We start from the raw sequence: 16,599 nt of genomic DNA on the forward strand, positions 1-16,599 counted from the left end.
AGCAGAAATGGATTGAGTCCGCCAAGCACTTGAGAATCCCACCCTCACCAACGGTGTGGGCTTGCGGCTTTAGCCGTGGGAGTGTCAATGAACGATACATTCAGTATAGTACCTAGTCTGTCATTCTTACCTAACAAAAATGTAAGAATGTGGCTGATTTCAAACAACTGAATCTTTTTTGTATAGTAATGTCAAACGTGTCATTAAAAAATAGAGGAAGGCGGCGCTACTCGCGATCGCCTGAAAATAGAGCGGTTGAAACAGACCATTGAAGACGATTAATAAGATGCCACCCATAAGGAAGGCGATGCCTTGATTCAGGAAGAGATGTGATGTAAAGGAAAGTGGACGCGTTCGGAAGCCGAAGTAACGAATCGCGTCAGTCAGGATGCCGCCGACCGTGATGACAATCATAAACGACAGCAATGTCTCAAAAACACCTGAATAATACCCAGCGTCCGTCTCGGGCATAAGCCGCGGCGACGACGGGAGATGTTGATACAGCATTAAAAAAATCCAATTACTCATCAGTAGTCGAAATGATAGACGGATCATGGTGTTCCTCCTTCCCGGTTTTCATGACGCTGAATAAGCGAGTGACCATCACATATAAAAAGGCAGCGACTACGTTTCCGGTGAAAAATACCGCAGGAAGTGAAGTGAATAAAATGAACGCGCCAGCAAACACGAAGACCGTGCCTTGATGAACGAGGAGATGCGTCGTCCACGGAAGCGTACGCTTCGTGAAACGGACAGCTAACAGTAAGTCAGCCATCGCGATGCTGCTGAAGAACAGTAGCATGACAGCATCCAACTGTTCATTGACCAACTGCTCCGTGTAGGACAAAAACGGCACCATCATCGTCATCGAACCAAACAAGTTAAGAAACAAAAAGAAGCTGAGGACGGTCCGACCAAGCCACCCGAACAGATAGGGGAGAAATGACGGATACTTCCGTGCCGACTCGGAGACAAGAAGATACACTAATGCTACTCCAGAACAGAACAAGACAAAATAGAACGAAAATGGATTGGGTTGCACAAGTAGATAGAGGACGATACTTGCGAACAACGCGACGACCTGATTGAGGATGATCCGTTGTGCGAATGAGATAGTCGAACGGAATAACAGGCGCGGCAGCCCTCCTGTCAAGAGTGCGCCGATTAGGATGACTGGACCGGCAAACAGTAGACCAATCAGGAAGAAGTCGGTGAAGGACGTGCCGTAGATTGCTGGATCCCCCATCTCATGCCCAGCAATCAGTGCGTACAAGAAAGCGAACAATATCGCGGAAATGAAACTGTTCTTTACGATTGATGCCATAGAAATAAGTCCTTTCCGTTTGTTGCTCAAAATAGTTTGTACCAATACAGCGTCAGATCGATGTCTGGATTGGCGGATTGTTTTAGGCTATCGACACCACCGAGCACGAAGCCTTCTCGCGCGTAAAACCGGCAAGCTATCAGATTATCGTCCTGTGCTTCAAGGGACAGACCGATCAACTCACGTTGCTGTGCCCACTTCGTCGCAGCGGCGAGCAGTTGGTGTCCGACGCCTAGTTTACGAAACGATTGTTTGACGGCGATGTTCTCGATGTAGGCGAAACGGTTCCAGTCACGTACGAGACGAATCTGACCGATACAAGAAGTGCCGGAGAAGGCGAGTAGGACGATACGATCTTTATGATCAATATAAGTAGACCAATCGAGACGGTCGTCCGGGAAATGGGTCTCGGTAACTGTTTCATAAAGTTCTTCCGTGTAGGACCAGGTGGTACCGGAAAACTGCGGAACGATGTGTCCGATGATTGGAAACGGATCGTTGGCATCATTGACGAGTGGAATACTCTCGATCGAGAGAGGGCGAATTTTCAATTGTTCAGTCTCTTTCATCGTCATCCTCCTTCTATCTTTAAAGATATAGTTCACTCTCTTCATCATCTCCTAAATGCTGAGAACTGTCACGAGGAGAGGTACGAGAACAGGTCAATTTTTAGCTGAAAACGGGTTTTAATTTTTCTAAAAAAGGAATTGCATGAACAGGAACGAATACATAGTCAGAAGACGATGAAACAGTACAGAGAGACAGCAGTAGAGGACGTGACAACATGAACATGGATACGGTCAACCAGTATCTCGATGCCTATGGATATGGCGTTATTTTCATTTTTTTATTTTTTGGCATCGTCGGGATCCCGGCACCGGAAGAATCACTACTCGTCCTGATTGGTATCTTAAGTGGTCAGAACGAAGAACGTTTGATTTATTCAATCTTGACGGCATTCGCCGGAACGTACGTCGGCATGTTGACGGCATATGGCGCGGGGCGCTTCTTTGGACCGACCGTCTTACGATACGGTCGGTTCATCGGATTGACGAGGGAGCGCTGGGAGCGGGTGTCAAACGGCTACATGGGACGCATCAATCGGACGATCATCGCCGGTCTTTATATTCCGGGCGTGCGGCAAATCAATCCGTATTTTGCGGGGATGAAGCAGATTCCGTTCGGTCGTTATTTCTGGGTGTCGGCACTTGGTTCCGCGCTATGGGTCGTTCCTTTCGTCTTACTCGGTCACTTTGCCGGGAAGACGTTCCATATCAAGCCGGAAGTCGTACCGTATTTCGGACTTGCCTTACTCGTATTGTTCCTGCTCGGTGTACTCGTCAAATGGCTCAAGCGTAAACGGCTTGAAAAACGAGTCGTTTCAGGGAAAAACCAAGCGGGAAAAGAAGACTAAGCGATACTTCTTTTTAAAGGATTTTTGCGGATAGTTTGAAGGAGTGGACATACGATGCAAAAAATAGTGATCTTTCCTTTTTTAAGGATGCGATCCGGTCATCATCTCGTCGCGGAAGCCATCGCCGAACGATTGCAGGGACCAGATGTTGAAGTCAAGGAAGTAGAGTTACTCAGTACGATCAGCCCGTTCGCGGAATGGGTGACATCGAAGTTTTATCTGAACTGGATCCGACATTTCTCAAACGGTTATAGTCGTTTTTACCATCGGCATATTGCCGGGCGTTCAAGTAACGCGCGCTCAAGGGGATGGACGTCGCATTATTTCCAACAGCAAATGTTACGAATCATCCGAACGGAACAACCGGATGTCATCATCTGTACGCATGCATTTCCGTCCTATCTCTTGAATCAATTGAAGGAACGAAACCTTTGTGATGTACCCGTCATCAATGCCTATACCGATCTATTCGTCAGTCGCGTCTGGGGAAAGAAGCATATCGAGTATCATCTGTTGCCGAATCGTGAGGCGAGGCGGGAATTGCACGCGCACCATGCTGTACCAAAAGAGCGGTTGTTCGTAACAGGAATCCCTGTCCATCCAGCAATTTCTGGTGGTTCCATCATTCGTTCGACGCAGTCCCGCAAACAAATTCTTGTTGCTGGCGGAAACGGTGGACTCGGTCAACTCGAGACGTTGCTGACGCAAATCGAACAGTGTGCGGAAGCAGATTTTCATGTCTTGTGCGGGAACAATCAGACGCTCTATAAACGACTAGCCACGCGACGTCATCCACATATCCATCCACTCGCCTATATCGATTCAAGGGATGAGATGAATCAACTGTATGAACGGATGGATGCGATCGTCACGAAGCCGGGTGGCGTGACGGTTAGCGAAGCGTTCGAAAAACGTATACCGCTGTTCATTCAACACGTCCTACCGGGGCAAGAAGAAATCAATCGCACGTATTTGATGGAGAAAGGGCTTGCGTTCTCCTTTAATCAAACGGATACACTCGCGGACGTCATCCGTCGGACGCTTGAGAATCCGGACGTCATGCACGCTTGGCAACAAGCGGTCACACAGTATCAAAATGATCGCGTCATGGCCGATCAGCGATTTTTCGCTGAACGGATTGCGGGTTGCCTGCAAGATCGTCGTCAAAAAGTAAATGGATAATAAGGGAGTTAGTTTACATGCGTTCACGTCTTGTCACAGCGGGAGTTCTCGCGACACTCGCCTATACGGTCGTTCCGTATATGGCGTCACGCGTCTTTGGATGGCGCGTGACGAAATCACTGGACTCACGATCCGTCGCCTTGACGTTCGATGATGGTCCAGATCCTGTCTATACGGCAGAACTTCTTGATCTCTTACAACAAGAAGGCATTCATGCGACGTTTTTCGTCGTGGGTCATAAAGCAGAAGAACATCCGGACCTCATTCGCCGGATGCACGAAGAAGGGCATCAAGTCGGTATCCACAATTATATCCATCGTCCGAACTGGTCGATGCGACCGTCGACCGTCCGGACAGGCATCGAGCGGACGGCTACAATCATTGAACGGATCACGGGCGAACGTCCGACGGTCTATCGTCCACCGTGGGGTGCGCTTAATGCTGGAGATGTCCTTTGTCCTCCTTCTTACAACATGATTCTCTGGTCGAAGATGGCAGAGGACTGGAAGCTAGAGGGCGGAAAGGCAAAAATCAAACGGCTGCTATCAAATGTGTCAGAAGGAGACATCATCTTGCTCCATGATAATGGGGATACGTTCGGTGCAGATCCACAAGCACCCGTGCAGACGATTGCGGCGCTGAAAGAACTCTTGCCGGAGTGGAAAGCACGCGGCTTACAGTTTCGGCGAATCGATCAAGCATAAAGAAAGAGGACTTACCGGTTTCATGGTAAGTCCTCTTTTGCATGGATTAAGCATTGCGTGACATGTCGTCCTCGTCTGCTTGACTATGATGGAGGATCAAGCGTCGTACGACGAACGAGCGTAAGAATAAGATGAAGGTGATGAGCGGAAGTAGTAACCACCACGATTGTGTTAAAAATAAGTCATCAAACGTCGTGATCATGACGAAATGACGCCCAATGTACAGCCACATGAACAAGGAACTGACGAATAGAATCGCTTCTGATGTCGTCATGAACTCAAAATCGGATTTCATTGCTTCACTCCTTATGGATGGATGATCTGTTTTTGCATCATCCAGCGCAATCTACTCAATAATCGAATGCGTATGATAAAGATTAAGAACGGACCGGTTCGCGGTCTTGTGTCGTCATGGCTGCCTCAGCATCGACCTCGTACAGAATGACACGGTTCCGCCCTTGTTCCTTGGCGGCATATAACGCTTCGTCGGCAAGGATATTCATCCGCTGGGCAGCAACGTGTTTCCCATGGGCGATGCCGACGGATGCTGTGATCGAGATGGCGGGAAAACCGTCGAGCTGAAAGCGCGTGTTCGCGATTCGCTCCCGGATTCGGTTAGCGACCTTCGCGACTTTCGAAGGCGTCAAATCATAGACGAGGACCATGAATTCCTCTCCACCGATGCGCGCCGTGATATCGTGCGGACGCGTTTCTTCCTGTAAGATCCGTGCGAATTGTTGTAAGACGAGATCACCGTTCGCATGCCCGTATGTATCGTTGACATGCTTGAAGTGGTCGATGTCGAGTGCGAGCACATTGTAGACACGTCCTTCTTCTTCGAGCAACGCCGTCCGTTCGTCCCAAACACGGCGATTGTACAGTCCTGTCAAATGATCAAGTTCCGCTGATTGTTTGTAGCGCTGCACCTGTTCGTTGAGCAACTGAAAATCAATCGTCAATAGACTCGATAACAGTCCGACTGCGAGTCCGATCGTCCATGTCGAAGCGAGCAAGCGAAGAGCGGCGTCACTAAAGCCGAGATTGATTGAGACAGCAATCGAGATCATGAACAAGGCCCAGACGTTCATGATGAGATTTTGCAGTAACGGTCGGTGGAGCAACCGTTTATGGATGAAGTACATCCCGGAGCTGATGCCAAGGACTGCGAGAAAGGCGACGACTGCTTGGGGTGTCCAGCCGAAGTAGAACCGAGAGCAGCCGATGATTAGCGTCGCGATGATCAGTGGCGAACGGACGCCATAAAAAGCGAGCAGAACGAGTGGCAAATGCCGCAAATCCATCCGTAACGACTCGTTGACGGCGATCCCCTTAAACATCAACAGCACCCCGAGCAGCCCGGTCGCGAGACCGACGATGAGGGTTTTCAAGCTACTTGACGCAAGACGCTGACTATAGATGATTTTGGCAATCAAATAAAAGCCGGTGAAGGCGATGCAAGCATTCAATAACAACTCGGCAATGAACATCGGTTCCACATCCTTGAGTATGATACCTTCACGATAGCAGTTTGATAAAGGATGTCAACGAGAGACACTCAAAATTTTAGTAAATCAGGTAAAGACTTGCTTCGATATGATCATTTGGTAAAATAAGAGAGCTTTAGGGAAAGGGAGTGATGAGGTTGGAACCAAAACATCTAACGATTGAAGCGCGGAAGTTTGACGGACGTCCGCACTACTCGTGGGACGGAGACGTTCTTGTTCAGACGGAAGCGTATCTGCTCGTCGCGAATACGCCAGGACGGACACTTTTACATTATCGTCGCGAAGCCGTTTATACATATGACAATTATAGTCTGGAATTCTATCCGCTTGATGCTGATTTTACGGTCGGTCTCGATATAGAGCGGACGGGAGAAGTGACGTACTACTGTAACATTTGCTTACCGCCGGTACTTCAAGGAAATACCTTATCGTTCATTGATCTGGATCTCGATCTCGTCCATCGAGAGGGAGTGTGGACGGTCGTCGACGAGGACGAATTTTTAGAGAACCAACAATTGTACGACTATCCGACTGATGTGATTAAACGAGCTCGTGCATCGTTACTGAACCTACAACAGCGAATCGCGCAGCAGCAGTTTCCGTTTGACGGCTTTTTGGATCCGTTCATCCCGACCGTCCTGCAGATGAAGAGAAGGGGGAATGACACATGAAGACGATTCGTTGTCACCGGGCATTCGGTGTCTATGGATTATTGATGAAGGATGATGCCTTACTCGTCATCGACAAGAATGGTGGACCGTATATCAATCGCTATGACTTACCAGGGGGGAGCCTTGAAGAAGGGGAGACGCTCGCTACGGCGATGCGCCGGGAATTTACGGAAGAGACAGGGCTCGAGGTGGCACTCGAACGGCAGATCGGCGTCGCGGACTTCAAGCTTCCGTGGGATTGGCGCGAGTTCGAAGAAGTCCATCACATCGCCGTCTTTTATCTCGTCCGACAGACGGGTGGAACGCTTTGTATCCCTGAACAATTTGTCGGACAAGACTCGCTCGGTGCTCGCTGGGTCAAGGCGAGTGACGTCTCAATTGATAACGCGTCACCGCTCGTACTCGAAGCGTTTCGCTGGATCGAGGAACAGCAACTCGATCTTGAGGCACGACACTTTTCGAGTTGGGACGTCTTGAAATGAACAGGAGCGCTCTTCGTTAACGGAGAGCGCTTTTTCTTATAACCGATTCGCTAACGCAGCATCAAGCCGTCGTTTTTGGTGGCGATGGTGCGCGAGATGATACGTGACGAGAGCATACCACTCAGCGGCATTCAACCAGCCCATCCCACCGTGGTGCGTCTTTTGGTCAGCGGGTGCCGACTCTGCGATGGAAGCAAGTGCAGTGTGACGATCGGTCAACTCAAGCCAACGCGTCCGTAATCGGTCGACGCGAGCCGTCTCGTCCGGTGGTGCGTTCATCGCATCCGGTAACCGAATCGGTGTCGCCGGAAACGCACCGGCAGCAAACAGCCTTTCGCCAAACGGTGACTTTCCGGACGTGGTCACGGGTGCGAACTGGCACGACTCGACCTCATTTAAATACTCATGACTGACGACGATCAGATGGTCGTACATCTGGCTGATCGACCATGTGTCATGATCGAGATGATAGATCAAGGAATCCGGCTGATAGTGATCAAGCTCCTTTAGATAATAGGTGAATAGTTCGTCCATCCTGTCACTCCTCTCAAAAAATATCTCCCTATTCTTTTCGAACAATCCTCGACTTCTTCCTGTCATATTTCCTAGAAAGGAGGAATCACCATGCAAGTCCCATATCTTCCGGTTCCCCATACGCTCTTACGGAGCGGGACGGCATTTGCGTCCGTCCATGAAAAGATGATCTACCTGATTCTTGAGAGCTTCAGCGGTCAGGATGGTCAAGCGTTCCCGTCCTATCAGACGATCGCCGACGCTGTTCCGTGCGGTAAATCGACGGTCAAGTCGTGTATCCAGTCCTTGATTGCAAGCGGTCGGATCGAGAAAGTCGAACGGTTCACGAAACACGGGGGACAGACCTCGAATGCTTACCGTGTCCTGCCCCGTGTCGACACACCGTCCCCGGCGAGTCACGAGACGACTGCCCCCGAGGTTTCTGCTGACTCCGAAGAAGAAGTCTTGAAGAAAACGACTTTAAAAAAGGAACTGGTGCAGCAGTACGAAACGAATCTAGGTAAAGCGACACCACGAATCGAGCAGGAATTGCTACAGCTTGCATCAGAGCATCCGATTGAGCGAATCCAGTATGCGATCGAAGAGGCAGCGCGGGCGAACAGTCGTCATTTCGGTTACATCGAACAAGTCGTCAAGCGTCTCGCGACCGGATTACCAGCTGAACGGCGGAAACGAATAACCAAACGTTCAAGAAGAGAAACTTCATTATTTCAATTACCGAATTGGATGGAACGAGAAAAAGCAGCGCAACGAGCATATGAAGCACACCATAAAGAGAAACAGACCATACCTGACGACGCCGAAATTGCAGAATTATTACAAGCACTGACAAGGGAGGGAGCTTGATGCAACTAGAAGAATTACTCCGACGTGCCAATCAAAAACTATCCGCTCCTAGCATGCATTCGTCTGTCATCCGGATCGCGCGTGACGTGATTCAAGAGCTGTATCCGCAAGGAATCAAGCTCGGTATAGCGCAAAGCTTTCGGAGCATCGCGGAACAGAACGTATTGTACGCAAAAGGACGGACGACACCAGGACCCATCGTGACGCAAGCCCGCGGTGGACAATCAAACCATAATTTCGGAGTCGCAATCGACGTCTTTCTCTATCAGGATGGGGCATTGTTCCTTTCTCCGCCAGACGCGCGACTCCGGCGAATCGTTGCAGCGATGAAACGACGCGGAATGGACTGGGGAGGGGATTGGTCTCGTTTTCCCGACTACCCACATTTTGAACTGTACGATCATGTCAGTCTTGCCCGCCATCATGTGCCAAAACCGGGACACTATCTACGGGAAAAAATCCAAGCACCGGAACTCGTCCGAGCCCTTGAAAAACGCTTGGGACTTGTGGTGACGGGAGTCTTTGATGCCCGATTGACGCACGCCGTTCGAACGTTCCAACAGACGTGTCGTCTAGTCGCTGACGGGATCGTTGGTCCGCAAACATGGCGTCGTCTCTTTCCGGTGTCACCATGATTCGTCTTCAGGCGTGGATCCGTCTCTTGATTCCGCTCTATGTCTTTCTTGAGTTACTCTTACCGACGCTCGGTTTTACAGCATTGCCAGTATCGTCAAGTGACGTCGAACGGTTCGTGACGGGTCTGATCGGACTGGTCGGTCTACTCGTCGCTTGGTGGAAGAACAATGATGTGACAGAACGAGCACTGAGACGAAGGCAGTCACAGGAACAGCTGGAAAACACATCCCTGACCGATTAAGAAGGCTGGAAGCGTTTGGAATGTTCTAGCAACGGGCATTATTTCATACAAACGACTAACAGTTTGATTTCAAGACACCGATATAAGGGATAGACTTTAGTCAAGTAGATAGAGAAAGAAAGGTCGGTCTTTTTGTGAAATGGTCAACGTTGCAGCGCTATTTGTTTTTGGCACTCTGTGCGCTTTTATTTACAAGCGTCTGGAGCTATCAAGCTTTCCTAAAAATCGAACGAGAGAATGCACGCATCTTAAACGAGGCGATTCCGATCTCGACGGAAGCAGCAGAGTTGTTTCCGGCGTTACTAAATCTTGAACTGGTCGTTCGCAGTTACATCCTCTCACCGAACGAGGCGGATCTAGCCCAGTATGATCGGACGATTGATCGGCTTGATCAAACGGTCAAGCGACTCAATCAACTCGATGAGAATCATCCGATCATGCGAAAGCTCGTCCGGACGGAAGCGATCCCACGAATTGAGACGGCAACCCGGTTTTATGATGCCCAACTGGCACTCGTTCGAAGCGGGGATCAAGCAGTCGCTGAGGCAAAACGCTATCAAGGGATGCAATATATCGAGACATTTCGTCCGATCGATGCCCGTCTACGGGCGGACGTCAACCGAATCATTGCCGAAGCAACGAATCGTTCCGAACAAGCATCGAGTGCTGCGAAATGGGTCATCGTCGTCGTTGCAAGCATCGCTGTCATCGTCTTGATTGCCTTCATCCAGACGTTTCGGATGGAACGCAGCAAACAAGCCTTGATTCATCGTTCGCTTCACGACGCCTTGACCGGCATTCCGAATCGACGAGCGTTCGATGAACGATTGGAGCAACTCCTCGAAGAAGCCAAACAGCACCAGACACCACTCTCCCTGATTTTGATCGATGTCGATGCCTTTAAGTCGTACAATGATACGTATGGTCATTTAAAAGGGGATGAATGTTTAAAAGAAGTCGCCCGCGTCCTGAAGCGTCAAGCACGGCATGGACAAGTCGCACGGTACGGTGGGGAGGAATTCACAGTCTTGTTGCCGCGCGGAGCAGAAGAAACCCGGCGCATTGCAGAACGAATCCGACAGGACATTCTCGACTTGAATATCGTACATGAACGCTATGAACCACTTTGCCGGGTCAGTGTCAGTCTTGGCTTGACGTCGCTTGTACCCGGAGCAGAGACGACGGAAAAAGAGGTGATCGACCAAGCCGATCAAGCGTTGTATCGGGCGAAAGAGAATGGTCGGAACCAAATCGGTGACATGGCAGGCTGAAAATATGAATTCGACAAAAATCCCTCACGTGATATGAGATGCTCACGTGAGGGATTTTTCATTGTAAAATGACGCAATACGATCGATCGGAAATGAGAGGCGCCGATATGACATAGACCGCTTTGACGGGAACACCACCGACACGTGCATCGAGTTGTTTGAGCTGGGACCGAATCTTGCGGCTTAAGCCATAGCGTGTTTCAGTACTGAGCTCATCGACATCTTCTTGGACGTGCAAGAGAAGTTGGAACGGTTCAAGTGAAAAGATTGAAAAATCACAGGAAATCCGCGGATCCTCGAATTTTTCATTCAATTCCTTCTTGATGTAATAGGCTTCTTGTGCACTGATCATCTTCTCTCACCTCACTCTCCTGGTTGAACGACTTTTTCTCTACTATAGTCTATATTACCCAGTTTTCTGGCAACTAATCGTCTGATTTTGAAAAATAGTCAATCCAAACTTTAAAAACACTTGAAACGTTTTTTTAAGATGTCATCCTACTCGACAGCAAAAGAAAAACCGCCGAGCTTCAATGAGCAGGGCGGCAGGATTCAAGAGATCGATGATTGAACTTGGCATGTCCGAAGATACTGCTCCATCGCTTGGGCGAAGAAGGTCAATTGATGCGTCGAGATGACCGGTACCTTCCCATACCGCACTTCAAAGTAGAGCGGATCAACAGGAGATGGGAACGCAATCCGATCAAACCATTCCGTTACCGTCTCGTGGGTCCGGCGTTGTAAGGACAGTGGCAATTGTGCATTAAAGTGAGCGAGTTGTTTTCGAATCGAGTCAGCAGGCAGGTCTTTTGTCTCATAAATGAAGATTGGAAATCGTGGCGGAAGCACATACCCTGATGGATCGATACGAGGTCGACGCAACCACTGGAGATAATGCCAGAAAAACCAGCTACAAAACAGGAGAATGAGACATAGTATGAGAAGATAAGGAGGTGTCGTCACCGAAGAATCGAACCCTGTCCGGAACCATGGAGCTGGTGGATCGACTTCGCTCATCGTGACCGTGCTTTCACCATAAGACGTTCCTTCTTCGATCGTATCGAAGATCGATTCCTTTGGACCGCAACGGTCGACGCAATATGTATTCGTTGCTGGATCAATTCTTCCAAGCAGTGACGTATAGAGCGACGGGACAAATTGTTGCATGGTAAGTAGTAGTAGGCAGACAAGTGGAATAAGAAGCAATAGGCGAGTGCGAAGCGTTTGCACGATAGGGACACCTCCTTTGACGAGTACGTTTACCAGACTTTCGCTACACAGTATAGCAAAAGTAGAGAGGGAATATTTTGATTTTTTCAAAAAATAGTCATTGATTTAGAAAGGAATGAAAGAGATGGATTTACGATCGAGTTACCAAGAAACGACGAAACGTTTAGATGGACATGGTAGTCGGACGGTCGGCGTGTTACAAGAAGCGCTACAAACTGTCTCGGCTGATCAACCAAGTGACATCTATGGCAATGGCGAATTAATCAAGACGTTCGAGCGCAAGATGATAGACTTACTCGGGCACGACGATGCGGTCTTTTTCCCGAGTGGCACGATGGCGCAACAGATTGCGCTACGTATCTGGTCGGATGAACAGAACAATCGTAAGGTCGCGTATCACCCGCTCTGTCATCTCGAAATCCATGAACAGGACGGCTTAAAGAAATTGCACGGGATCGAACCAGTACTAATCGGAGAAGCGGATCGGTTGATGACGATAGACGACGTCAAAGCTTTGCCGGACGTCAGTTGTCTGTTACTCGAACTACCGCAACGCGAACTCGGCGGATTGCTTCCGTCGCGTGAAGAACTCGAAGTAATCTGTGCGTATGCCCGTGAACGAGGAATCCGTCTTCACTTGGACGGTGCCCGTTTACTTGAGGTCTTACCGTATTATGAGGCAGAAGCAAAGGACATCGCGCAACTGTTTGACAGTGTCTACATCTCTTTTTATAAGGGACTCGGCGGCGTCGCAGGAGCAATCTTAGCTGGACCAGAAACGTTTTGCCAAGAGGCACGGATCTGGAAACGTCGCTACGGCGGTGACTTAATTAGTCTATATCCGTATATTCTGTCTGCCGATCATTATTATGAACAACGAAAAGACGACATGGCAGAGTACCATGCAGCCGCAAAGGAGCTTGCGAGCAGTTTGAATGCGATTTCGGGCATCTCGACTCGTCCCCTAGAGCCAGTCTCGAACATGTTTCATCTCTACTTCAAGGCAGAAAAAGCAGTCGTCGAAGAAAAATTGATTGAAATCCAGTCGAACGGAAAAGTTGGTATCGCTGGTTATCTAGTTGAGAAAGATAGCGGCTGTGCGACGGAAATCAACATCGGCGACAGTTTTCTTACGTTGACGCCTGACGAGCGTGAAACAGTCTATCGTCAATTGACGGAGGCGTTCTCAGAGGATTGAACAACATCAGGAGCGGGAATCGTAGGATGAAGGCGACGATAGGTGTCGACTTTTTCTGCGATCATTCGCTCCGTTTCTTGTAATGCTGCTAGTTGTGCTAAGACGTTCGCATGGTGGGCTTCAAGCAATGCGAGCCGTTCTTGCGTCGTATCCTGCTCGCCGTGAGCAAGAAACAGCGTCACGTAAGAACGGATTTGCTCGATCGGCATATGCGTTTCGCGCAAGCGAAGGACGAACCGAAGCCACGTCACATCTTGGTCATCGTATCGACGTTGACCGTTCTGGCGCTTCGGAAACAGTAGCCCTTCTTTCTCGTAATAGCGAATCGTATGGGCACTCGTATCGGTCAATCGACTGATTTCAGAAATCGTATACATACATCTCACCTTTCTGCTTGACTTAGAGTTCACTCTAAGGATTAGACTCTCACTATACCAAATCAAAAAGGGGATATGCTACATGAAGTACACGGTCATAACAGGAGCAAGTTCGGGAATTGGATATGAGACGGCAAAACTACTCGCAGGAAAAGGGAAATCACTCGTTCTCGTCGCGCGACGGACGTCTGAGCTCGAAAAACTTCGGGATGAAGTCAAACAAATCTCACCAGATAGTGATGTCATCCTCAAGTCGGTCGATCTCGCAGATAACCAAAATGTCCATGATTTATATGAGGGACTAAAGGAACTCGACATCGAGACGTGGATCAACAATGCTGGATTCGGCGATTTTGATCTCGTCCAGGACATTGAGCTCGGGAAAATCGAGAAAATGCTTCGCTTGAACATCGAGGCGCTGACGATTCTATCGAGTCTGTTCGTCCGCGATCATCATGACGTTGAAGGAACGACACTCGTCAATATCTCGTCAGCAGGTGGCTACCGGATCGTTCCGAACGCGGTCACGTATTGCGCGACGAAGTTCTATGTCAGTGCCTATACGGAAGGGCTAGCGCAAGAACTGCAAAAAGGTGGGGCAAAACTCCGGGCGAAAGTACTGGCACCAGCTGCGACTGAGACAGAGTTTGCGGATCGTTCGCGCGGCGAAGCAGGGTTCGACTACAGCAAGAACGTCAAAAAGTACCATACGGCGGCTGAGATGGCAGGCTTCCTGCATCAGTTGATCGAAAGTGACGCGATCGTCGGCATCGTCGACGGTGAGACGTATGAGTTTGAATTGCGTGGTCCGTTGTTCAACTACGCAGGATAAAATAGAACAAGGTCCCCTTTTTCGAATGAGAAAGGGACCTTGCTTATGTAATCATGATCGATACGAATTTCAAGAATGAATCAAAAAAGGACATCCATCATTTATTTTTTAAAGAGTTTTTTTGCTAATTTCCATACGACATAGACGACTGCGCCAATGATCAGAAGATTCATCAAGGCACCAAAAATCATGAATTGTCCCACGAGTTAACCACCTTTACATACTTTTTTTGGAGCGATAAGTATTCTATTTACGTTTTCGCTTTGAAAACCTCAAACTGATAAAAAATAACGCCATCAGCACGATAGCGATGTTCACGGCTAACGTTAATCGCTCATTTTCAATCACTCGACCATTCAAGAGATTCAAGATGATAACAAGCAACATAAATGACAATAAAAAGTATTTTATGGATTTATTTATCATGAATGACTTCCTTTTTTTGTGTTCTTGTATTAGTTTAAACATATCGCGGATTTTAAAACAAGGGGAATCAAGTTGTACGAAACATGTCAAAACATTGAAAGTAACGTCAAATGACCATTGGAAAAGAGGTGATCGAATGAAAAACATGATGTTCTTAGGACTCGTCGTTCTCTTACTCACGACGCTCTTTTCACTGCATTACGGGCTACAGCTCATCAGTGATACGACGCTGAAAATATCTTTGTTGGCTTCACTGATCGTAGTATTGATTGCGCGGAAAAAATGGAAGATTACGTTCTCTACGGCGGAATGATCTAAAGAACGTATAAAGAATTGGGAGAGAGAGAATGAGCGTCAATGAATTTTTTGACTGGAAAATCAACTTAGATGATGAACTGTATGCTGTCATTGATGAGAAGGCGAGAAAAATGGTAGTGATGGGGGACTTCATGGAACTGACTGCGGTCTTGTGGTTGGATCGAAATGATGTCCTTCAGTTAAAGCCGACATGGGATTGTGTCATATCCATCGATGATGCTACAAAACAAATTACGATTCGCTCGGCAGCATCACTGAACATGAAAGAAGAATGTTAAGAGGTACATAAATCGAGTCCATTCGTGCGATCGCTGAATGGGCTCGATTGTTATTTAAAGTACGATGTCTACTTTAATTCATGTTGAACGGAGCCAGTCACTTCAACATGATGCTGGTCGTATACAGTCGTCAGTACATGATCTTCGACGATTTCATAGTTGTATGTATAGTCTGGTTCATTCGTGTATTTGATTTCCAGCACGTATCTTCCGGTCTTCGACTCAAAGACCGTTTCCTTTTTTGAAATATCTTGGTCGTATCCTGATTCAACTAACATTCGTTCAATCTTGATTTCGGTCATCGTTTTAAAAACGAAGAGGTAAGTCGGATAGGCAGCTATCAAGATGACGAGAACGATAAGTGTATAGATGAGTGGACGTACTTCTTTTTTCATACAATCACATCCGTTTCGATGAATTGAGTGAGAAGATGGTGTTCTATACGTATGTGGATGAGGAGCGATTGATAATGGAAAATAACAAAGATGAGATACCGTACTATATGAGAAACGTACCGTTTTTCATTCTCGCAGCACTCCTCGCACCGGTAGCAGTATTACTTGTACTGCTCAATTGGGATAAGCTCTCGACACAAATGAGAAATAACCATTTAACGTTTTCAATCCTAATGACCCTGTTATATATCTCAAAAATACTGCCTGACGGTTTATTTAAAATCATATTCGCGGTCTTTACGTGGACGTTGATTCTTTTCGTGACATACATCTACTTCGGTGGCGGTAGAAAAGGAGCGAAATCATGAGTAAGTATCATTTATCGAGCATTCGGTTAGTTCTCATTGTCGTCATCACATCGTCAATCTTATATTTTGGATTCGATTGGGAACTCGGGTATGGCATCATTTTTTTAATAGTAACAGTAGGGTATACCATATATCTCAACTTCAAATCAGCCCAAATCGAAAAGGCTGAAGCAGAGACGAAGAACGATTGATTTCATTTGAAGTCAATCGTTCTGTTTAAATATGACCCCACCGAACTAAATCGTCGAGATAATCACGATACGATTCCGATTATTATCTTTTTCACCGACGCACTGGAATTCACCTGCTTTTACACAAATAGACCGTTGGACGAGTGACGAGTCCAATGGTCTATTTGTGTTATTTG

The 16,599-nt window shown here is 47.9% G+C and carries 25 protein-coding genes; 15 read left to right on the plus strand and 10 right to left on the minus strand.

Annotated elements, in window-relative coordinates; translation table 11 throughout:
• Positions 1-159: 159 nt before the first annotated feature.
• The 3 genes from AYO36_RS15170 to AYO36_RS15180 are packed head-to-tail and all read right to left on the minus strand — an operon-like array spanning position 160 to position 1,893.
• Complete coding sequence (locus AYO36_RS15170) at positions 160-555, minus strand: hypothetical protein (protein WP_064300888.1); 396 nt, start codon at positions 553-555, stop codon at positions 160-162.
• Positions 521-1,324, minus strand: coding sequence for a hypothetical protein (locus tag AYO36_RS15175; protein ID WP_064300889.1), 804 nt, complete (start codon positions 1,322-1,324; stop codon positions 521-523). The genes AYO36_RS15170 and AYO36_RS15175 overlap by 35 nt, the downstream gene beginning before the upstream one ends.
• A gap of 26 nt (positions 1,325-1,350) precedes the next feature.
• Positions 1,351-1,893: a GNAT family N-acetyltransferase gene (locus AYO36_RS15180; protein ID WP_064300890.1), complete on the minus strand. Its 543-nt coding sequence runs from the start codon at positions 1,891-1,893 to the stop codon at positions 1,351-1,353.
• Between the two features lie 215 nt (positions 1,894-2,108).
• Between AYO36_RS15180 and AYO36_RS15185 the strand changes: the two genes are divergently transcribed.
• From AYO36_RS15185 to AYO36_RS15195, 3 genes are read left to right on the plus strand one after another with little or no spacing between them, the layout of a single operon-like run.
• A complete protein-coding gene (locus AYO36_RS15185; protein ID WP_058704058.1) occupies positions 2,109-2,738 on the plus strand; it encodes a DedA family protein in 630 nt (209 codons plus the stop codon).
• Between the two features lie 54 nt (positions 2,739-2,792).
• Positions 2,793-3,920, plus strand: a complete 1,128-nt coding sequence (locus AYO36_RS15190) for an MGDG synthase family glycosyltransferase (RefSeq protein ID WP_064300891.1) — start codon at positions 2,793-2,795, stop codon at positions 3,918-3,920.
• A gap of 17 nt (positions 3,921-3,937) precedes the next feature.
• Entirely contained in the window at positions 3,938-4,624 is a 687-nt protein-coding gene (locus tag AYO36_RS15195; RefSeq protein ID WP_064300892.1) for a polysaccharide deacetylase family protein, read from the plus strand.
• Positions 4,625-4,670: 46 nt separating this feature from the next.
• Here AYO36_RS15195 and AYO36_RS15200 read toward each other — a convergent pair whose 3' ends face one another.
• The gene (locus tag AYO36_RS15200) at positions 4,671-4,919 is read right to left on the minus strand and encodes a hypothetical protein (RefSeq protein ID WP_064300893.1); all 249 of its coding nucleotides are present in this window, start codon (positions 4,917-4,919) and stop codon (positions 4,671-4,673) included.
• An 82-nt stretch (positions 4,920-5,001) separates the two neighbouring features.
• The gene (locus AYO36_RS15205) at positions 5,002-6,111 is read right to left on the minus strand and encodes a GGDEF domain-containing protein (protein ID WP_064300894.1); all 1,110 of its coding nucleotides are present in this window, start codon (positions 6,109-6,111) and stop codon (positions 5,002-5,004) included.
• Positions 6,112-6,266: 155 nt separating this feature from the next.
• Between AYO36_RS15205 and AYO36_RS15210 the strand changes: the two genes are divergently transcribed.
• Both AYO36_RS15210 and AYO36_RS15215 read left to right on the plus strand, forming a co-directional pair.
• Complete coding sequence (locus tag AYO36_RS15210) at positions 6,267-6,800, plus strand: DUF402 domain-containing protein (RefSeq protein WP_197484542.1); 534 nt, start codon at positions 6,267-6,269, stop codon at positions 6,798-6,800.
• On the plus strand, positions 6,797-7,282 hold the full coding sequence (locus tag AYO36_RS15215; RefSeq protein WP_050677834.1) for an NUDIX hydrolase: 486 nt from the start codon (positions 6,797-6,799) through the stop codon (positions 7,280-7,282). Before AYO36_RS15210 ends, AYO36_RS15215 begins: the two co-directional genes overlap by 4 nt.
• A 36-nt stretch (positions 7,283-7,318) precedes the next feature.
• Here AYO36_RS15215 and AYO36_RS15220 read toward each other — a convergent pair whose 3' ends face one another.
• Positions 7,319-7,816: a DinB family protein gene (locus AYO36_RS15220; RefSeq protein WP_064300896.1), complete on the minus strand. Its 498-nt coding sequence runs from the start codon at positions 7,814-7,816 to the stop codon at positions 7,319-7,321.
• Positions 7,817-7,906: 90 nt separating this feature from the next.
• Between AYO36_RS15220 and AYO36_RS15225 the strand changes: the two genes are divergently transcribed.
• From AYO36_RS15225 to AYO36_RS15240, 4 genes are all read left to right on the plus strand, one after another.
• Positions 7,907-8,662 (plus strand): helix-turn-helix domain-containing protein, encoded by a 756-nt coding sequence (locus AYO36_RS15225; RefSeq protein WP_064300897.1) that lies wholly within the window; start codon positions 7,907-7,909, stop codon positions 8,660-8,662.
• Positions 8,662-9,297, plus strand: coding sequence for a M15 family metallopeptidase (locus AYO36_RS15230; RefSeq protein WP_064300898.1), 636 nt, complete (start codon positions 8,662-8,664; stop codon positions 9,295-9,297). The genes AYO36_RS15225 and AYO36_RS15230 overlap by 1 nt, the downstream gene beginning before the upstream one ends.
• On the plus strand, positions 9,294-9,539 hold the full coding sequence (locus AYO36_RS15235; protein ID WP_023468184.1) for a phage holin: 246 nt from the start codon (positions 9,294-9,296) through the stop codon (positions 9,537-9,539). Before AYO36_RS15230 ends, AYO36_RS15235 begins: the two co-directional genes overlap by 4 nt.
• A gap of 134 nt (positions 9,540-9,673) precedes the next feature.
• Positions 9,674-10,810 (plus strand): GGDEF domain-containing protein, encoded by a 1,137-nt coding sequence (locus tag AYO36_RS15240; protein WP_064300899.1) that lies wholly within the window; start codon positions 9,674-9,676, stop codon positions 10,808-10,810.
• A 58-nt stretch (positions 10,811-10,868) separates the two neighbouring features.
• Here AYO36_RS15240 and AYO36_RS15245 read toward each other — a convergent pair whose 3' ends face one another.
• Both AYO36_RS15245 and AYO36_RS15250 read right to left on the minus strand, forming a co-directional pair.
• The gene (locus AYO36_RS15245) at positions 10,869-11,162 is read right to left on the minus strand and encodes a hypothetical protein (RefSeq protein WP_029341604.1); all 294 of its coding nucleotides are present in this window, start codon (positions 11,160-11,162) and stop codon (positions 10,869-10,871) included.
• A 200-nt stretch (positions 11,163-11,362) separates the two neighbouring features.
• Complete coding sequence (locus tag AYO36_RS15250) at positions 11,363-12,040, minus strand: hypothetical protein (protein WP_064300900.1); 678 nt, start codon at positions 12,038-12,040, stop codon at positions 11,363-11,365.
• A gap of 124 nt (positions 12,041-12,164) precedes the next feature.
• Here AYO36_RS15250 and AYO36_RS15255 point away from each other — a divergent pair, with 124 nt between their 5' ends.
• Positions 12,165-13,238, plus strand: a complete 1,074-nt coding sequence (locus AYO36_RS15255) for a threonine aldolase family protein (RefSeq protein WP_064300901.1) — start codon at positions 12,165-12,167, stop codon at positions 13,236-13,238.
• Here the strand turns inward: AYO36_RS15255 and AYO36_RS15260 are convergent.
• Entirely contained in the window at positions 13,208-13,615 is a 408-nt protein-coding gene (locus AYO36_RS15260; protein ID WP_035397549.1) for a MerR family transcriptional regulator, read from the minus strand. The two genes, AYO36_RS15255 and AYO36_RS15260, sit on opposite strands and share 31 nt — an antisense overlap.
• Before the next feature lie 82 nt (positions 13,616-13,697).
• Here AYO36_RS15260 and AYO36_RS15265 point away from each other — a divergent pair, with 82 nt between their 5' ends.
• From AYO36_RS15265 to AYO36_RS15275, 3 genes are all read left to right on the plus strand, one after another.
• Positions 13,698-14,447, plus strand: coding sequence for an SDR family NAD(P)-dependent oxidoreductase (locus tag AYO36_RS15265; protein ID WP_064300902.1), 750 nt, complete (start codon positions 13,698-13,700; stop codon positions 14,445-14,447).
• Between the two features lie 562 nt (positions 14,448-15,009).
• Complete coding sequence (locus tag AYO36_RS16845; protein ID WP_156501870.1) at positions 15,010-15,186, plus strand: hypothetical protein; 177 nt, start codon at positions 15,010-15,012, stop codon at positions 15,184-15,186.
• A gap of 34 nt (positions 15,187-15,220) precedes the next feature.
• Entirely contained in the window at positions 15,221-15,469 is a 249-nt protein-coding gene (locus AYO36_RS15275) for a hypothetical protein (protein ID WP_064300904.1), read from the plus strand.
• A gap of 68 nt (positions 15,470-15,537) precedes the next feature.
• Here AYO36_RS15275 and AYO36_RS15280 read toward each other — a convergent pair whose 3' ends face one another.
• Positions 15,538-15,864 (minus strand): DUF3139 domain-containing protein, encoded by a 327-nt coding sequence (locus AYO36_RS15280; RefSeq protein ID WP_064300905.1) that lies wholly within the window; start codon positions 15,862-15,864, stop codon positions 15,538-15,540.
• A 74-nt stretch (positions 15,865-15,938) separates the two neighbouring features.
• Here AYO36_RS15280 and AYO36_RS15285 point away from each other — a divergent pair, with 74 nt between their 5' ends.
• Together AYO36_RS15285 and AYO36_RS15290 are read left to right on the plus strand one after the other, a co-directional pair.
• Positions 15,939-16,232, plus strand: coding sequence for a hypothetical protein (locus AYO36_RS15285; protein ID WP_064300906.1), 294 nt, complete (start codon positions 15,939-15,941; stop codon positions 16,230-16,232).
• Positions 16,229-16,423 carry a hypothetical protein gene (locus tag AYO36_RS15290; RefSeq protein WP_064300907.1) on the plus strand — a complete coding sequence of 65 codons (195 nt, stop codon included), beginning with the start codon at positions 16,229-16,231 and terminating at the stop codon, positions 16,421-16,423. Before AYO36_RS15285 ends, AYO36_RS15290 begins: the two co-directional genes overlap by 4 nt.
• Positions 16,424-16,599 lie beyond the last annotated feature (176 nt).

The organism is Exiguobacterium sp. KKBO11, assembly GCF_001644945.1.
Taxonomy (GTDB): Bacteria; Bacillota; Bacilli; order Exiguobacteriales; family Exiguobacteriaceae; genus Exiguobacterium_A; species Exiguobacterium_A abrahamii.

What these genes read in the sequence shown, in the direction of transcription:
- AYO36_RS15275 (WP_064300904.1), top strand. Translation starts at nt 15,221, where the DNA reads ATGAGCGTCAATGAATTTTTTGACTGGAAAATCAACTTAGATGATGAA.
- AYO36_RS15235 (WP_023468184.1), top strand. Translation starts at nt 9,294, where the DNA reads ATGATTCGTCTTCAGGCGTGGATCCGTCTCTTGATTCCGCTCTATGTC.
- AYO36_RS15220 (WP_064300896.1), bottom strand. Translation starts at nt 7,816, where the DNA reads ATGGACGAACTATTCACCTATTATCTAAAGGAGCTTGATCACTATCAG.
- AYO36_RS15200 (WP_064300893.1), bottom strand. Translation starts at nt 4,919, where the DNA reads ATGAAATCCGATTTTGAGTTCATGACGACATCAGAAGCGATTCTATTC.
- AYO36_RS15190 (WP_064300891.1), top strand. Translation starts at nt 2,793, where the DNA reads ATGCAAAAAATAGTGATCTTTCCTTTTTTAAGGATGCGATCCGGTCAT.
- AYO36_RS15185 (WP_058704058.1), top strand. Translation starts at nt 2,109, where the DNA reads ATGAACATGGATACGGTCAACCAGTATCTCGATGCCTATGGATATGGC.
- AYO36_RS15230 (WP_064300898.1), top strand. Translation starts at nt 8,662, where the DNA reads ATGCAACTAGAAGAATTACTCCGACGTGCCAATCAAAAACTATCCGCT.
- AYO36_RS15285 (WP_064300906.1), top strand. Translation starts at nt 15,939, where the DNA reads ATGGAAAATAACAAAGATGAGATACCGTACTATATGAGAAACGTACCG.
- AYO36_RS15215 (WP_050677834.1), top strand. Translation starts at nt 6,797, where the DNA reads ATGAAGACGATTCGTTGTCACCGGGCATTCGGTGTCTATGGATTATTG.
- AYO36_RS15290 (WP_064300907.1), top strand. Translation starts at nt 16,229, where the DNA reads ATGAGTAAGTATCATTTATCGAGCATTCGGTTAGTTCTCATTGTCGTC.
- AYO36_RS15280 (WP_064300905.1), bottom strand. Translation starts at nt 15,864, where the DNA reads ATGAAAAAAGAAGTACGTCCACTCATCTATACACTTATCGTTCTCGTC.
- AYO36_RS16845 (WP_156501870.1), top strand. Translation starts at nt 15,010, where the DNA reads ATGAAAAACATGATGTTCTTAGGACTCGTCGTTCTCTTACTCACGACG.
- AYO36_RS15195 (WP_064300892.1), top strand. Translation starts at nt 3,938, where the DNA reads ATGCGTTCACGTCTTGTCACAGCGGGAGTTCTCGCGACACTCGCCTAT.
- AYO36_RS15225 (WP_064300897.1), top strand. Translation starts at nt 7,907, where the DNA reads ATGCAAGTCCCATATCTTCCGGTTCCCCATACGCTCTTACGGAGCGGG.
- AYO36_RS15265 (WP_064300902.1), top strand. Translation starts at nt 13,698, where the DNA reads ATGAAGTACACGGTCATAACAGGAGCAAGTTCGGGAATTGGATATGAG.
- AYO36_RS15180 (WP_064300890.1), bottom strand. Translation starts at nt 1,893, where the DNA reads ATGAAAGAGACTGAACAATTGAAAATTCGCCCTCTCTCGATCGAGAGT.
- AYO36_RS15255 (WP_064300901.1), top strand. Translation starts at nt 12,165, where the DNA reads ATGGATTTACGATCGAGTTACCAAGAAACGACGAAACGTTTAGATGGA.
- AYO36_RS15260 (WP_035397549.1), bottom strand. Translation starts at nt 13,615, where the DNA reads ATGTATACGATTTCTGAAATCAGTCGATTGACCGATACGAGTGCCCAT.
- AYO36_RS15205 (WP_064300894.1), bottom strand. Translation starts at nt 6,111, where the DNA reads ATGTTCATTGCCGAGTTGTTATTGAATGCTTGCATCGCCTTCACCGGC.
- AYO36_RS15175 (WP_064300889.1), bottom strand. Translation starts at nt 1,324, where the DNA reads ATGGCATCAATCGTAAAGAACAGTTTCATTTCCGCGATATTGTTCGCT.
- AYO36_RS15245 (WP_029341604.1), bottom strand. Translation starts at nt 11,162, where the DNA reads ATGATCAGTGCACAAGAAGCCTATTACATCAAGAAGGAATTGAATGAA.
- AYO36_RS15170 (WP_064300888.1), bottom strand. Translation starts at nt 555, where the DNA reads ATGATCCGTCTATCATTTCGACTACTGATGAGTAATTGGATTTTTTTA.